Genomic DNA, 14,687 nt, shown 5'->3' with positions numbered 1-14,687 from the left:
CCCCGCACTCCACTCCGAGTCCCGCCCTTGTGGCGGGTGCCAGCTAATCATACCGTAGCAATGCCGTCCCCCATTTGGATGACGACAGGGCCAGGAGGGAAACGTAAGCTGCACGCCGCACTCCAAACTTCGCACTGTTTCCCATCCTTATGTTCAGCACCATTGCGCCGGCCCTACGTAAATTGGGCGCCGTACTCTCTGTCGGACTCTATATCGCGAGCCTTACCCAGCGGGTTTTCGTGTGCCCGCCGGGCCAGTTAAGCTGGCACGGTTACGAAGTGCTCATTTACGGCTGGACGTCCCTGATGTCGCTAGACCCGCGCTGGCTAGCCAACCTCCCCTTGTGGTTGGTTTGGCTGTATCTGTTCACGCCCGCCGCCAAGGTAAGACCACGCTATTCGATTGCAGCGCTGGTACTGACAGGGATTTCGCTGCCCTATATACCCAATATTGCGGGCTGCTTTGCGGCAGACTTTCCCCAGCGGACGCATGGGCTAGCATCAGGCGCCCAGCTCTGGCTCGCTGCGATCGCCGTTGCAGTTGTGGCCGCCTTGCTTGCGAAGCCTTCTGCCAAGGCTTCGTCTGCGCCTATGGCAGACAGTGACCCAGCCTCTGCCAAGCCAGAGGCGTGAGCCCGGCCACAGCCTTCAAGTCATACCCGGCATACCGGCCCCCGCTGGCCTATAGTCTGTGGTGCGCCGGCCACGACCAGGTTGGCGCACCTGAGCCAGGCCACCGATCCTATGAAAACCCGCTACCCCGCCCATGATCGCAGCCAGACCGCCTAGGCGGGCTATCTTCCTGCTTGCAGTACTGGCCCCGCTTGCCTGGCCCTCCAGCGCCCGCGCCGAGGTCATCAAGGTGACTTCGCCAGACTATTGGTGCCCCTTCAGCTGCAAGGCCAACACGACCGAGGAAGGCTTTACCATCGATATCCTGCGCGCCATCTTCGAGCCGCAGGGCGACCAGATCCAGTACATCAACCTCAACTACGCCCGTGCCCTGCGCGAGGTGCGGCAGGGCCATATCCATGCCATCTCCTCCGCCTTTCGCGAAGAAGTACCGGGCTTCACCCTCCCCAACCTGCCCATCTCTCAGGACAGATACTGCTTCTACACCACCAGCGTACCGGGCTGGACCTACAACGGTCCGGATTCCCTCGCCGGGCTCAAGGTCGGCATCATCCAGGGCTATTCCTATGGGGCGGAGATCGACGAGCACATCAAGCGCAACCCGGCCGGCTTCGAGGTACACAGCGGCGAGGACCTGACCCAGAAGGTCGCCCGCAAGGTCATGCTGGGCCGGCTCGATGCCTTTGTGGAAGACACCAACCTGGTGCAATACCTGCTGGCCCGCCAACCCAGCATCAAGCTGCACGAAGCCGGTTGCGCCAGCGAGAGCTACCCCTACTTCGCGCTCTCTCCCGCCATCAAGAACAAGGACGACCTGGCCCGCCGCTTTGACGAAGGTCTGATCAAGCTGCACCACAGCGGCAAGCTCGAACAGATCATGCGCAAATACGGACTGCACGACTGGTTGGGGCACTATCTGGAAGGGCGAGGCAGGGCGACTACAGCGAAGTGACGAATTAAGCGGATGTATGAGCCCGGCGCTATGCTGCAGGCGCGGTCCTTCAAGATATTTTCAGCACATAGACATGGATATTGGAGTAGCAATTGCGTACCAACTACGTATTGATCGATTACGAGAATGTGCCAGCCCAATCACTGCATCTGCTCCAAGACGAACACTTTCGAGTCATTGTCTTTCTCGGCCCGCACAACATCAAACTACGGCGTGACTTCGTGCTCGCCATGCATCAGCTGGGACCACGCTCTCAATACATAACACTGGAAACAGCTGGCACCAACGCGCTGGACTTTCATATCGCGTACTACCTCGGGAACCTGGCTACCGGCGACCCGATGGCCTACTTCCACGTCATCTCTAAGGACACCGGCTTTGACCCATTGCTGCAGCACTTGCAAGGCAAGAAAATCGCATGTGCCCGGTCTCCCTCTATCGAGGAGATGCCTTGCTTCACCAAACCAGCGGTGACGAAGACCCTCGCCAAAGACAGTGCCACCGACGCGCCCGCACCAGCCAAGGTGCCTACTATCGAGGATCACTTGAGGGCGTCAGTTGACGATCTGATCAGCAGAAAACAAAGCAAACCCAGAACAATCAAGACCCTGAAGCGTACTATCCAAGCCAAACTAGGCAAGACCGTAGCGCCGGAGACTACTGATCAGGTTTACAACCTCCTGATCAAGCAGAAGCTGGTCAAAATCGCCGGCGAAAAAGTCACCTACACCTTACCCACCATATCCTAAGCAAGCGATCAGGCTGATCGGTACTTACGGCGCGATGCCCTCTGGGGATTGCGCCGTACAGGTGACCTTTTCCCCGTATGGAGGATGGCGCCAAGCCGGACTTCAATTACCCTACGGCCCGCCCCGCAACCCGGACCGGATGCCATGCATCAGATCAAGCAGATACTCATCAATCAGATTCAGGAAATGCCGCACTTCCTTACCCGGGCCGTGCAGCACCTCAGCCGCGAGCAACTGCTGCAGCCAGTGGAGGGCGAGAACCTCAACCTCTTGGAGCACCTCTGGCATGTGGCGGACTGCGATAGCGATATCTACCAGCTGCGCATAGACCGCGTGTTGCGGGAAGAGCTGCCGCACCTGGAGGGAGTGAACGTGGATGGCTGGCCCAAGGATCGCGGCTACACCCAGCGCACGGCGGAAGACGCCATTACCAAGGTCGCTACCTGCCGCCAGCAACTGAGCGAACTGATCGCCCCGCTGGACGAAGCCACATTGCACAAGGAAGGCGTCCGCTTCAACGGCAAGCGCACCAATGTGCTGGAACTGATCGAAACCCTGCTCGACCACGACCGCGACCACCGCTGGCGGATTGCGGCCATGGTGGGCAAGGTGACCTGACCCCACTGTCAGCGCAAATCTGTAGGGCGGGTCTTTAGACCCGCGCTGACCGCCTTCGCAAGAAGGCGTAGGTTTTAGCGGCTAACGCCGCGATATCCGCACTGCATGCGGGTTGGAGCGGGAGTCCGTCCCGCGGCCGGGTTACTTTCTTTTGCTTCGCCAAAAGATAAGTAACCAAAGAAAAGGCGACCCCGGGTTCCCCGCCCCACTGCGTGGGGTCCCTTCCGCTTCTCGCCAGTCTCGGCCGGTGCGCGAAACTCGGCTGCTGCGCAGCCTCAGACAACGCGCCCCGGACGGCCCCGATCCTGGCTGCGATGCTCAGCGGCTCACACGGGGACCCCAAACCCCTCCGTAGCCACTGACTGTGAGTCGATTCGAGAAAGCCCCTCACACCAATCTGTGCGCCTGGTTCTGATTCCACTGCAGATCGTCGAAGTCGCTAACGAGCGTCAGCGAGGCTCCCTCACGGCGGCGAGGGCGGGGGGTGTGGATGCGATAAAGCGAAAGCGCGCTCCCGCATCGATTGCCGATTAGCGCCCGGCTTTGCCGGGTGGTGAGTTGACCTTGGCTTAGTTGCGCTGTTAATTTTTATCTTGCATTTAAAATACATTATTAATATCATCCGCCCTGCTCAACACACGCCACGCTGACCAAGCCGGCGCCAGGCCGGGCTGTCCGACGACGGCGCGCTTTAAATGTTGCATTTCCAATGCCAATTAAAAGGAAACCCCACATGCTGTCCCAAGCTGCACGCCCCTATATCGAAGCCAGTGTTCCCGTGTTGCGCGAGCATGGTGTGGCCATCACCCGGGTGTTCTACGCCAATATGCTGGGGGCCCACCCCGAGCTGAACAACCTCTTCAACCTCGGTAACCAGGCCAGCGGCGTGCAACAGCAGTCGCTGGCCGCCGCCGTATTTGCCTACGCCGCCAATATCGACAACCCGGCCGCCATCGCCCCGGTGGCCGGCCGTATCGTGCACAAGCATGTGTCGGTCGGTATCAAGCCCGGCCACTACAGCATCGTCGGGCGCTATTTGCTGGGCGCCATCAAGGAGGTGCTGGGCGATGCCGCCAGCCCCGAGCTGATGGCGGCCTGGGACGAGGCCTACTGGCTGCTGGCCGGCGACCTGATCGCCGCCGAAGCCCGCATGAGCCAGGAGCGTGGCGTGGCGATCGGCGAGCTGCGCCCGCTCAAGGTGATCGACACCCGGCGCGAGTGCAATGGTGTGATCTCCTACTACCTGCAAACGCCGGACGGCAAATCACCCGGTGCCTTCTTGCCCGGCCAATACGCCACCGTGGCGGTAGACCTGCCCGAACTGGGCCTGCGCCAGCTGCGCCAGTACAGCCTGTCGGATACGCCCGAACGCGCCTGGTGGCGGCTGAGCATCAAGCAGGAGCCGGGCGACGTGGGCACGCCGGCTGGCGCGGTATCGAGCTGGCTGCATGCCAATCTGCGCACTGGCGACCTCTTGCAGGTGGGCCACGCCTTCGGTGACTTCGCCCCGGCCCTGGACGGCCAACGCCCCATCGCCCTGCTCTCGGCCGGCGTAGGCATCACCCCCATGATCTCCACCCTCAATGCCCTGGCCGAGCGGGGCGACAGCCGCCCCATCCTGTTCGCCCATGCCGCGCGCGACGCCCAGCACCATGCTCTGCGCGATGACCTGGCGGCCGCCCGTACCAGGCTGGCGCAGCTCAAGACCGCGCTTTTCTACGAGGAGCTGGCCGCGGGCCAGGTCAACGAACGGGTACACGCCGGCCGCATGACCCTGGACGCCATGCTGGACGAGCGCTTTGCCGACGCCGACTTCTACCTCTGCGGCCCCATCGGCTTTATGCGCGCGCAATGGCAGGCCCTGCTGGCACGTGGCGTGGCACCCGAGCGCATCCAGCGCGAAGTGTTCGGCCCGGAACTCTTGGACCACCTGCTGTGATCCAGGCGGGGCCCTCGCCGCGGGCTCTGGTCTGTCTGGGCCTGGCGGCGCTGGCTGGGAGGTGGGCCACGCAGGCACTTGCGCCTGCGGCCCCCCTCCTCACCGGGCCGCTGCTCATCAGTTCGCTTTTGCTGTACGGCCATCGCCCTCCCGACGCCCTGCCCCGCGCCGCCATCTGCTACCTGGCCGCCCTGGCCTGGCCGGCGCTGCTGCATGGTCTGGGGCTCGAACCCCACTGGAGCGAGGCCTTGCTGGTGGCTGGCCTCTTGGCCCTGCAAGCCAGCCGCTTGCGCCACCTGCCAGCCCTGGCAGCGGGCTTTCTGGCTTGGAGCGCTGGCCAGGTGGCAGTGCCGGCCACGGTGCTGGGCTTGCTGGCGCAGGCGCTGCCGCTGTGTGCCTGGCTGCTTGCAAAACGTCTACCACAGCCCGCCAGTAACTAAGCGCCGCAGCTTGCTCACAATCTTAAAAACGGTAATACCGCTCTACCTTGATCACACCCGAAGATGAGATATGCTCGCGGTGCGCACAGCTGCGAGCCTCGGCTTTACCTTGCTCTAACGTCGATCCGAGCCAGGTGCGCTTATGAAAATATCTTTCATTTTTATGGATTTCACTATGAGAAACAAAAAAATTGCTTTGGCAATCAGCTTGATCGCTATTACCAGTGGGTATGCCTCCGCCACTACTATCTGGCCTATCGGTGATTCTATTACCGAAGGCTTAAGTGAAAATGCAACCGCAGCCACTATTCTCCCCTATGCTGACAACGTCCCCGGGTACATCAATGTAAAAGACTACGTCAAATTCACGCCGCTTGCGACGTACCAAAATGGCACTATTGCAACCGACCTGAGATTTATCGGTGCCGTCACCATGGACCAGAATTTCTGGAACGACTCCTCCAAAGCGAACGCCTTTTGTCTGGATTTCGCCAGATATAAAGTCACCGGCACGGGTCCAGATGGGAAGTCATACCAGTCCGCCTACACTGGCGGCTACCGTACCAAGCTGTTGGCCAACCTCCCCAACTCGTCGTCCTATAGCTTTACCGGCAGTGTTACTGATCTGAATTCGCTCAAGCACGACGGGCACGGTGCCTGGTGGCCAAGCCATATCAACCAATGCGTCGGTACGTGGATGAGTCTGGGCGGTGTCACCAGTCCCAATATCGTCCTTCTGCTGATTGGCACGAACAATCTGGATCAATCTGCTCAAGTGGGCCTGACTTACAATCAAATCAAGGCAAAATATAGCAACGCCCGCATTATTGTTGGCCTGATCCCAAGGCGGCACGATGATACCGCTTACAATGCGCGTATCTACAACTACAACGAAGGCGTTATCAAGGCCACTGGCTTGAATTCACCTTGTGGGTCCGCTGATACGGCAAATATGGGTACGCTTACCATTCCTACCGACAACTACTCGGGCGGCAGCGAATTCCAAGATGGCGTACACCCCAACACTTCCGGCTATTCCAGAATGGCCAGGGTCTGGGCCAAGGCGATCACGGCACCGGGATGTAATATCGAATCCCGAACCGTCGTGAGAATTGGTGGACAATTGGTTGAAAGCATTTCGACCAACGGCCGATACTTCAATTTTGATATGCCTGCTGGCGGGTTTTCGGGTGGTGGCATTCACAGCGGCTGGGTGGGCCAACTGATCAACAACCCCAGCTCTGGCGCCGCGCGCTTCTTCAAAACCTTCCCCAATGGCAGCAGCCCCTGCCTGGGTGCAGATACCTGCAAATTCACTACCCGTACGTTCTACAACGAGCTGGGGACTGGGCGTCAGCTGGAGAGCATTACGGTAGGTTCAAAGTACTTCAACTATGACGGCGAAACCCCCGTCGCCTCGGGTGACGTACTCTACATCTACGCCAATGCCTTCACGCCTGTATCCGTTGATACCCGCGCCATCAGCACCGACAACGGCTACTACACCCACCGTGTGACGATCGGCAACACCGGGTACGACACGCAGGTGCTCCCTAATGGTGGCCAGACCCTGGTCCGGCAGTTTGCGCTCAATACCGAGTACCCCTATATCTGCTCGTACGCCAGCTCGCCCAGCAACTGCAAGTTCGATACACGTAACTTCTACGTGAACGACGCCGGTGTGAGCATCGAATCGATCACCGCGTACGGCCGGATCTGGGATATCAACGCCACCACGCGGGCGGTCATTCAGACCGCTCCGTTGACCTCGGTATCTCGTTTCACCAACAACTGGTAAGCACTTAAAGGCCACATTCGTGGCCTTTTTTCTGCAAGCACTATCGCTTGCGCACCCTATCTATCAGTGCAAGCCGTTTGCCGGCTACAGCCCATGCCATACCTGGCGCTATAGCCGGCACCAACCTGCGCTCAGTAGCCAGCCGCTCCCTCCCCTGCTACCTTCGAGCCTGCGCTATACACCACACGCCGTCACCCCATGCGTACCGACAGCCGCCTCTCCCGCATGCTGCATGTGCTCCTGCACATGGCCCGCCACGAGCAGCCCTTTACCTCCGAGCAGATCGCCACCATGCTGGGCACCAATGCCGCCGTGGTGCGGCGGACCATGGCTGGCCTGCGCAAGGCGGGCTATGTGCGCTCCGAGAAAGGCCATGGCGGTGGCTGGCAGATCGCCTGCGACCTGCAGGCCGTCACCCTGCTCGACATCCACCACGCCGTGGGCGGACCGCGCCTGTTTGCCATCGGCACCGATAGCGACAACCCCGAGTGCGGTGTGGAACGCGTGGTCAACGCCGCCCTGCAAAGCGCCATGCAGCAGGCCGAAGCGCTCCTGATCGAGCGGCTGGGCAATATCGTCCTGGCGGATTTGGCGCGGGAATTTGATGTGCTGTGCCGCGCCGGCTCGGCACAGGCCAGCGAGCACACGCACTAAACGGCGCCAATACCCCCGACGGTCGCCACATCCACCGCTCGCGCGGAACTTTGCCGTATCCTGCGGTCCCTTATGGCGCACCGCCCATCACCTTGACCGTTCTCTCCATGAGCAACATTCTCTCCGGCATTACGCTGTGCACCGCGCTGCTCGGCCTTTTTCTGGCCATGCCGCTGCTCTTTGCCGCGCGCCGGCGGCCGGCCAATATCTGGCTAGGACTGTTTGTCTTTTCCATCTCCTGGCTGTCCCTGGCCGACTACGCCAACGTAGCGCGCTGGTATGACAGCCACCCAGGGCTGCTCTTCCTGTTCGACTGGCCGGTGGCCGGGCTGGGTGCCAGCTACTACCTCTATGTGCTCAGCCTCACGGGTGGCTTTAGCCGGCGCCAGCTCTGGCACCTGCTGCCCATGCTGCTGTGGGCCGGCTGGCTGGCCTATCTGCGCCTGGCCTACCCGGCACAGGCGCTGATCATGGACCCGGCCACCGTGGCCAGGACCGGCTTTCTTCCCTTGCTGTTCGCCTTCCAGTTACTGGCGGCCGGCTATGTGGTGGGGTCGCTGCGGCGGCTGGCGCGGCACCGCCAGGCCGTGCGGGACAACTACTCCAACATCGGCGCGCTCGATCTGAGCTGGCTGCGCTGGCTGACCCTGACCCTGAGCGCGCTCTACCTGCTCTGGCTGCCGGCCAGCCTGCTGGGCGCGGCCTGGGTGCCGGTGCTGTGCGTGAGCCGCCTGGTGGTGCTCTACCTGCTGGGCTGGTTTGGCTTGCGGCAGAGCGCGGTGTTTTTACCTCCTGCCCAAACCGCACCCGCGACCGAACCCGAGGCGACTTCACCTGCCCAGACGGCCCTTTTACCGGCAGAGCTGCTTGAGCCCACCGAGCCCGCCGCGCCACCGCACGAGGCCAGCCCCAAATACCAGCGCTCGGGCATGACAGCCGACGCCCAGGCACTGATCGGCCAGCGCCTGCAGCGGCTGATGGCGGCCGAGCAGCTGCACCGGGACCCGGACCTGACCCTCGCCGCCCTGGCCCAGCGCATCGGCACCTCCAACCAGCTGCTGTCGCAGTACCTAAACGAGGCGCTGGGCCAGAGCTTTTTCGAGTATGTAAACGCGGCCCGCGTGGAGACCGTCAAGACTCTGCTGCAAGATCGCACCCAGCAGCACCATACCGTACTGGACCTCGCGTTCATGGCCGGCTTCAGCAGCAAGTCCGGCTTCAATAGCAGCTTCAAGCGGGCCACGGGGCAGACGCCATCGCAATGGAAGAATCAGGCCGCCAGAGAGTGCGCGCCGATCGGTGTGGACGATGCCGAGCCCAGGTCCAGGCAGATTGAGGGCGCTGTTTAGGGGGCCGCGCTCAAAACCTTTTGATCAACGCTCCCTGAGTGAAACTTCTCCCCAAGGACAAGCGTTGATGAAATTTGCACTCCCCCTGCTGGCCTTGCTCGCCGCCAGCCAGCTGGCCTGCCAAGCCGCCAATGTGATCGAGCCCGCCATGGTCACCATCCCGGCCGGCGAGTTCATGATGGGCACCGACGTCGCCCCCGCTGGCGACGGCAAGCACAACCCGCTGGAAGCACCGGTACACAAGGTGCAGCTCAAGACCTTCCGGCTCGCCAAGTACACGATCACCGTGCGGCAGTTCCGCGAATTTGTCGCAGCTACCGGCTACAAGATGGGCAATAACTGCTGGAAGTGGACCCGCCCAGCCGCCGACGACCCGGATGGCTACCTGACCATGGCGCCCGGCAACTGGAAGACGGCGGCCTATGCGCCCAGCGACTTCCACCCGGTCATGTGTGTGAGCTGGGACGATGCCCAGGCCTATGCCGCTTGGCTATCCAAGCATACTGGCCGCCACTTCCGCCTGCCCAGCGAAGCGGAATGGGAATACGCCGCCCGTGCCGGCACGCAAACCCGTTACCCGTCGGGCGACGACCCGGCCACCCTGTGCCAGTACGCCAATGTACGCGACGAGACCGGCAACGCCGCCTTCACCCGCGAATACGGCGTGCAATGGAAGCCCATCGCCTGCAACGACGGTGCCGAGTTCACCACCGTGGTCGGCAGCTACCGGCCCAACCCCTGGGGCCTCTACGACATGATCGGCAACGTGGGCCAATGGACGGCGCACTGCGAACATCCCGACTACCAGGGCGCGCCGACTGATGGATCTGCCTGGACCAAGGCTTGCAGCAGCGGCATGGGCCCCGGCGAGCCCATGTACATCACCCGCGGCGGCAGCTATGCCAACGGCCCCGTCGCCCTGCGCCCCACCACCCGCGCCCACGGCGGCCAGAGCAACCGCAGCAGTTTGGGCGAGGGCTTCCGCCTGGCCGAGGATGGCAGCGGCGAGGACTGCGGCGCCAAAGGCTGCAAAGTGAGCCCAGCCACGCAAGCCTTCTTGCGCGAGCTGGCCAAGGCCCAGGAGGGAGAACAGCAACGCCGCCGCAATGCGGCACAGAAGAGCTGAGTCATTAGCGCATCAAACAAAGAAAAGCCGGGGGCTACAGCACCCGGCTAGACAAGCGCTCCTTAGGCAGGTCTGTACCTGCCTCTTTTCACCTGAAATCATGCGGCGCAATGCGCTTCGAATACGTCCCACAACTGGCCAATAGCAAGCATGTAATAGGAAATGATGCAGCTGGCGGCGCTGATGTTCCTACCAACCATCCCACCTTTAGGCTGGTGCCAAGTGCCAGTCGATGTGTAGAGCAGAAAGTCCCTAGACCGTCGGAACAGTCCCCCCGTCGATCAGATACTCGGCACCTGAAATCGACCCCGCCCGTGGCGACACCAGGAAGGTAATCAGATCGGCCACTTCTTGCGGCTTGGCAGGTCGGCCAAGCGGAATACCGCCCAGCGCCTGCATGATGATCTGTTTGCCGCCCTCGTAATCCGTCCCCGCTTGGGTAGCCAAACGCTCGGCCAATGCCACCGCGGCTTCAGTTTCGATCCACCCGGGCGCGACGCTGAGTACGCGAACTCCCTGCGGCGTCACCTCTTTTGATAAAGCTTTGCTGTAGGTTGATAGGGCCGCCTTGGCCGCGGCATAGGCAGTGGTCGACTCCGGTAGCGGCAGCAATCGCTGGATCGAACTGACGTGGACGATAACACCCGATCCTTGGGCCAACATGGATGGCAGCAGTGCTCGATCAAGGCGCACTGCGGGCATGAGATTCAGGCTCAATTCGCTGAACCACTGGGCGTCATCCAGTGCTGCAAAGCCGCCACCGGGCGCACTGGAACCGCCCAGCACATTGACCAGGATATCTATGCCACCCCAGCGCTGGAGTACGGCCCGCGCAACCTCGGCTGCGCCATCGGCGGTAGAAACATCTGCTGCGATATAGCACACACCCTCTGGTGACGACTGGGGCAGATTGCGTGCCGTGGCCATCACCTGCACACCAGCGTCATGCAGCGCTTGCACCAGCGCGGCGCCCACACCTTTTGTCCCACCTGTCACCAGTGCGCGCAGGCCCGCCAGTTGAAGATCAAAGCTCATAGCGAGATCTCCAACGATGCAATAAGGCCCCGCTCCAGGCGGAAGTGGTACTGGAGATCGATTGGGCTACCGGGGAAGTTGCCAACCACCCGGCTGGTAACAAGGTGTATCCCCTCCTGCAGTGCCAGGGCGAACGGTTCACTGGTGTAGCTGTATTTGGCAGATGCTGCAGCCTTCCACGCCTTGATGGCATCGTGGCCGGTGTGAGTATGGCCCTCGTCCTTCACAGAGGCATGGGCCGTGAAGCATCGGGCTACCGCATCGGGAGTTTGTTTATCGGCCGCAAAGTAGGCGGCAATGGGGTCAGGGAGGATCAGGGCGGTCATTGCGCGGTACTCCTTAGTGGTGAGGACACCAGAATGAACCGCTGATAGAAATTAGAGAATGACCCATAATCAGCATGATCTATGTAGAAATAAATACATAATGCGCGGATCGGAATTCAACGAACTGAAAGCCTTTGCTACCGTGGTGGAGCGAGCAAGCTTTGCGCGCGCTGCGGAGCATCTCGGGCTTTCGCCCTCGGCACTGAGCCAGACCATCCGGCTGCTTGAGGCCCGGCTGGGCGCACGGCTACTGAACCGTACTACCCGCAGCGTGGCCCCGACTGCTGCGGGTGAGCAGCTCTACGGGCGCATCTCACCCCTATTCAGGGAAATGGCCGAGGCCGTTGCGGAGGCCCGTGTGGCAGCAGGGCAGACAAGCGGAACGCTACGCATCAACACGCTGGCCATGGCCGCCCGGCAAGTCATCGCGCCACGGCTGGGCCGGTTTCATCGTGCATACCCCGAGGTGGCGTTGGACATCGTGGTCGACGACGGGCTGAGCGATATCGTCTCGGGCCGTTTCGATGCCGGGATACGTGTGGGTGGGCGGTTGGAGAAGGACATGATCGCCGTGCGCCTGACACCGGATATCAAAATGATCGCGGCGGCCTCACCAGACTATCTTGCACGCCACAAGGCGCCGCATACACCCGCCGATCTGCACGACCACGCTTGTATCAACTGGCGGCTTCAGGCTGACGGCAGGCCCTATCGTTGGGAGTTCGAAAAGAGAGGTAAGCGGCTCGAGCTTGCCGTGGAAGGTAGCCTGACCACCAATCACTCAAGCCTCGGTGTCGAAGCAGCACTGCAAGGCCTTGGCGTTATCTATGCGTTCGACCACGAGCACCTTGATGAGCATCTCGCCCAGGGACGGTTGGTACAGGTTCTCGCAGACTGGTCGATCACGCGGCCTGGGCTGTTCCTTTATTACTCGAACCGGCAGCACCAGCAAGCAGTGCTGAGCGCTTTCATCGACTGTCTATTGGATCGGGGTCTCTTCAGCCCCGATTGACCGCTTCCCGTACTAGGTCAATAGAGTCTCAGGCGAAGCCGTTATTCAACGACGCCGGCACACTGCGCCTTCAGCGCGCTTCGGTAATACAACGGAAGCCGCTGCTGGAGCACCGCCGACAGCTGCATAGCCTGGTAAATACGGGAAGCCAGCTGCCGATCGGTAAACACCGGCGGGAAGCTCCCGGCCTCTTCGGTCCGGGTAAGTTGTGCAATCAGCGCATCGGCCAGCATTTCCCGGAAAGGCGCATCCTCACAATCGGTGAGGACCTCTATCAGCGCATCCGGGGCCGATGCCGCCAATTCCATCTCAAGGAATTCGTATTGCAACTCGTCGATCAGGGGCGAGAGCTCACTCAACCGCGTTCTTAGTTCGGCGCCAAGGGTGGACTGCATTGACATTCAGCCTCAGGGTAATGCTACGGGAGATGGGTTACTAAAACCCCAGAGGATCTAAGGCCAACAATATTTGGCGGCCGGCACTAGCAGTATACAAAGCAGGCCCGATCAACGTCAGCCCCCCCCCTCAACCACCGCCCAGCCCCCAACCCTTCCTTCGCTCGGATTTTTATGTATCATTTAAAGATACGTGAAATAGCAAACACCGAAAGGAAGGTGCTCATGGTCTACGACGTGATCATTGTGGGCGGCAGCTATGCCGGGCTATCCGCCGGCCTGCCCCTGGCGCGGGCACGCCGCAAGGTGCTGGTGGTGGATGCCGGCCTGCGCCGCAACCGCTTTGCCGCGACCTCGCACGGCTTTCTCACCCAGGACGGCAGCACGCCGGAGGAGATCGCCGCCGATGGCCGGGCGCAGCTGATGGACTACCCTACGGTGGACTGGTTGAGTGGCGAGGTCGCGGAGCTGGCCGCGAGCGGGGAAGGTTTTGCCGGCAAGCTCAAGGACGGCACCGCCATCGCCGGCCAGCGGGTGATTTTGGCCAGCGGCGTGCGCGATGAACTCCCCGCCCTGCCGGGCCTCGCTGAGCGCTGGGGCAAGCAGGTCTTCCACTGCCCCTATTGCCATGGCTACGAGTTGAACCAGGGCCAGATCGGCGTACTGGCCACCTCGGCCCTCTCGCTACACCACGCGCTGATGCTGCCGGACTGGGGCCCGACCACCTTCTTCCTCAACGGTGTATTCGAACCGAACGACGCCCAGCGCGCGCAACTGGCGGCACGTGGCGTGAAGATCGAGACCGGTTTGGTCGAAAGGTTGGCAGGGGATGCCGAGTTGGAGATGGCGATGGCGGACGGCCGGCACATCCCGCTCGCCGGACTGTTTGCGCTCAGCCGCACCGAGCAGACCAGCCCCTTGGCGGCGCAGCTCGGCTGCGCCTTGGAAGACGGCCCCATGGGGCGGTTTATCCGTACCGACGAGATGCGCGGCACCACGGTACCCGGCGTGTGGGCCTGCGGCGATGCGGCGCGGCAGGCCGGATCGGTACCGCTGGCGGTGGCCGACGGCAATATGGCCGGGGTGGCGGCGCATCGGTCTTTGATGTTTGGGTTCTAGGGGGATAGACCGTAGCGGCTTGATACGCGGACCACGGAGCGCTGATGGGGTCCCCGTGTGAGCCGCTGAGCATCGCAGCCAGGATCGGGGCCTTCCGGGGCGCGTTGTTTGAGCCCGCAGGGCGAGTTTCGCGCCTCGGCCGAGACTGGCGAGAAGCGGAAGGGACCCCACGAAGTGGGGCGGGGAACCCGGGGTCGCCTTTCTTTGCTTCCTTTCTTTGGCGAAGCAAAGAAAGGGAGGCGGCTGCGGGACGCACTCCCGCCCCAAACCACGCATTGCGCGAATATCGCGGCAATGGCCGCTATACAGCAACGCCTTCTGGCGAAGGCGGCCGGCGCGGGTCTAAAGACCCGCCCTACCAAGGCAATGATCCCCAGGCGACAGCGATGGCTCCACTGCACCTACGGCGCAATGCCCTTCGGGGATTGCGCCCTTGTATTGTCACACCTGACGGAGTAGCGCTCCGTCATCGAGTCCCGGACGCCGTTTGCGCCCTTGAACAGTCAGTTCGCTCCGTAGATCCCACGCCGGGACTCATCCTTC

The 14,687-nt window shown here is 61.8% G+C and carries 15 protein-coding genes; 12 read left to right on the top strand and 3 right to left on the bottom strand.

Annotation, left to right across the window (positions count from 1 at the left end):
- Nucleotides 1-149: 149 nt before the first annotated feature.
- The 10 genes from VIM95_RS05105 to VIM95_RS05060 all read left to right on the top strand — a co-directional run bounded on the left by VIM95_RS05105 (nucleotide 150) and on the right by VIM95_RS05060 (nucleotide 10,257).
- Nucleotides 150-632, top strand: a complete 483-nt coding sequence (locus tag VIM95_RS05105) for a hypothetical protein (protein ID WP_331983692.1) — start codon at nucleotides 150-152, stop codon at nucleotides 630-632.
- A 133-nt stretch (nucleotides 633-765) separates the two neighbouring features.
- Nucleotides 766-1,584: a substrate-binding periplasmic protein gene (locus tag VIM95_RS05100; protein WP_331983690.1), complete on the top strand. Its 819-nt coding sequence runs from the start codon at nucleotides 766-768 to the stop codon at nucleotides 1,582-1,584.
- Nucleotides 1,585-1,676: 92 nt separating this feature from the next.
- Nucleotides 1,677-2,333, top strand: a complete 657-nt coding sequence (locus VIM95_RS05095) for a PIN domain-containing protein (protein ID WP_331983688.1) — start codon at nucleotides 1,677-1,679, stop codon at nucleotides 2,331-2,333.
- A 144-nt stretch (nucleotides 2,334-2,477) separates the two neighbouring features.
- The gene (locus VIM95_RS05090) at nucleotides 2,478-2,951 is read left to right on the top strand and encodes a DinB family protein (RefSeq protein ID WP_331983686.1); all 474 of its coding nucleotides are present in this window, start codon (nucleotides 2,478-2,480) and stop codon (nucleotides 2,949-2,951) included.
- 733 nt (nucleotides 2,952-3,684) lie between these two features.
- Nucleotides 3,685-4,890 (top strand): globin domain-containing protein, encoded by a 1,206-nt coding sequence (locus tag VIM95_RS05085; RefSeq protein WP_331983684.1) that lies wholly within the window; start codon nucleotides 3,685-3,687, stop codon nucleotides 4,888-4,890.
- A gap of 128 nt (nucleotides 4,891-5,018) precedes the next feature.
- Nucleotides 5,019-5,330 carry a hypothetical protein gene (locus VIM95_RS05080; protein ID WP_331983682.1) on the top strand — a complete coding sequence of 104 codons (312 nt, stop codon included), beginning with the start codon at nucleotides 5,019-5,021 and terminating at the stop codon, nucleotides 5,328-5,330.
- Nucleotides 5,331-5,472: 142 nt separating this feature from the next.
- Complete coding sequence (locus VIM95_RS05075) at nucleotides 5,473-7,128, top strand: SGNH/GDSL hydrolase family protein (RefSeq protein WP_331983680.1); 1,656 nt, start codon at nucleotides 5,473-5,475, stop codon at nucleotides 7,126-7,128.
- 198 nt (nucleotides 7,129-7,326) lie between these two features.
- Nucleotides 7,327-7,782: an Rrf2 family transcriptional regulator gene (locus VIM95_RS05070; RefSeq protein WP_331983678.1), complete on the top strand. Its 456-nt coding sequence runs from the start codon at nucleotides 7,327-7,329 to the stop codon at nucleotides 7,780-7,782.
- 107 nt (nucleotides 7,783-7,889) lie between these two features.
- On the top strand, nucleotides 7,890-9,131 hold the full coding sequence (locus tag VIM95_RS05065) for a helix-turn-helix transcriptional regulator (RefSeq protein WP_331983676.1): 1,242 nt from the start codon (nucleotides 7,890-7,892) through the stop codon (nucleotides 9,129-9,131).
- A gap of 67 nt (nucleotides 9,132-9,198) precedes the next feature.
- Nucleotides 9,199-10,257, top strand: coding sequence for a formylglycine-generating enzyme family protein (locus VIM95_RS05060; protein WP_331983674.1), 1,059 nt, complete (start codon nucleotides 9,199-9,201; stop codon nucleotides 10,255-10,257).
- Between the two features lie 252 nt (nucleotides 10,258-10,509).
- On the opposite strand, the gene VIM95_RS05055 is transcribed toward VIM95_RS05060, so the two are convergent.
- Both VIM95_RS05055 and VIM95_RS05050 read right to left on the bottom strand, forming a co-directional pair.
- Entirely contained in the window at nucleotides 10,510-11,292 is a 783-nt protein-coding gene (locus VIM95_RS05055; protein ID WP_331983672.1) for an SDR family oxidoreductase, read from the bottom strand.
- Nucleotides 11,289-11,618 (bottom strand): hypothetical protein, encoded by a 330-nt coding sequence (locus VIM95_RS05050; RefSeq protein ID WP_331983670.1) that lies wholly within the window; start codon nucleotides 11,616-11,618, stop codon nucleotides 11,289-11,291. Before VIM95_RS05050 ends, VIM95_RS05055 begins: the two co-directional genes overlap by 4 nt.
- 58 nt (nucleotides 11,619-11,676) lie before the next feature.
- Between VIM95_RS05050 and VIM95_RS05045 the strand changes: the two genes are divergently transcribed.
- Nucleotides 11,677-12,630, top strand: coding sequence for a LysR family transcriptional regulator (locus VIM95_RS05045; RefSeq protein WP_331983668.1), 954 nt, complete (start codon nucleotides 11,677-11,679; stop codon nucleotides 12,628-12,630).
- Nucleotides 12,631-12,671: 41 nt separating this feature from the next.
- Here VIM95_RS05045 and VIM95_RS05040 read toward each other — a convergent pair whose 3' ends face one another.
- Nucleotides 12,672-13,025 carry a hypothetical protein gene (locus VIM95_RS05040; RefSeq protein WP_331983666.1) on the bottom strand — a complete coding sequence of 118 codons (354 nt, stop codon included), beginning with the start codon at nucleotides 13,023-13,025 and terminating at the stop codon, nucleotides 12,672-12,674.
- A 225-nt stretch (nucleotides 13,026-13,250) separates the two neighbouring features.
- Between VIM95_RS05040 and VIM95_RS05035 the strand changes: the two genes are divergently transcribed.
- Nucleotides 13,251-14,144 (top strand): NAD(P)/FAD-dependent oxidoreductase, encoded by an 894-nt coding sequence (locus VIM95_RS05035; protein WP_331983664.1) that lies wholly within the window; start codon nucleotides 13,251-13,253, stop codon nucleotides 14,142-14,144.
- The last annotated feature ends 543 nt before the right edge of the window (nucleotides 14,145-14,687 follow it).

The sequence above is a fragment of the Chitinimonas sp. genome (assembly GCF_036568685.1).
Classification (GTDB): Bacteria; Pseudomonadota; Gammaproteobacteria; order Burkholderiales; family Chitinimonadaceae; genus Chitinimonas.
This window is presented reverse-complemented; position numbering and strand designations above follow the sequence as displayed.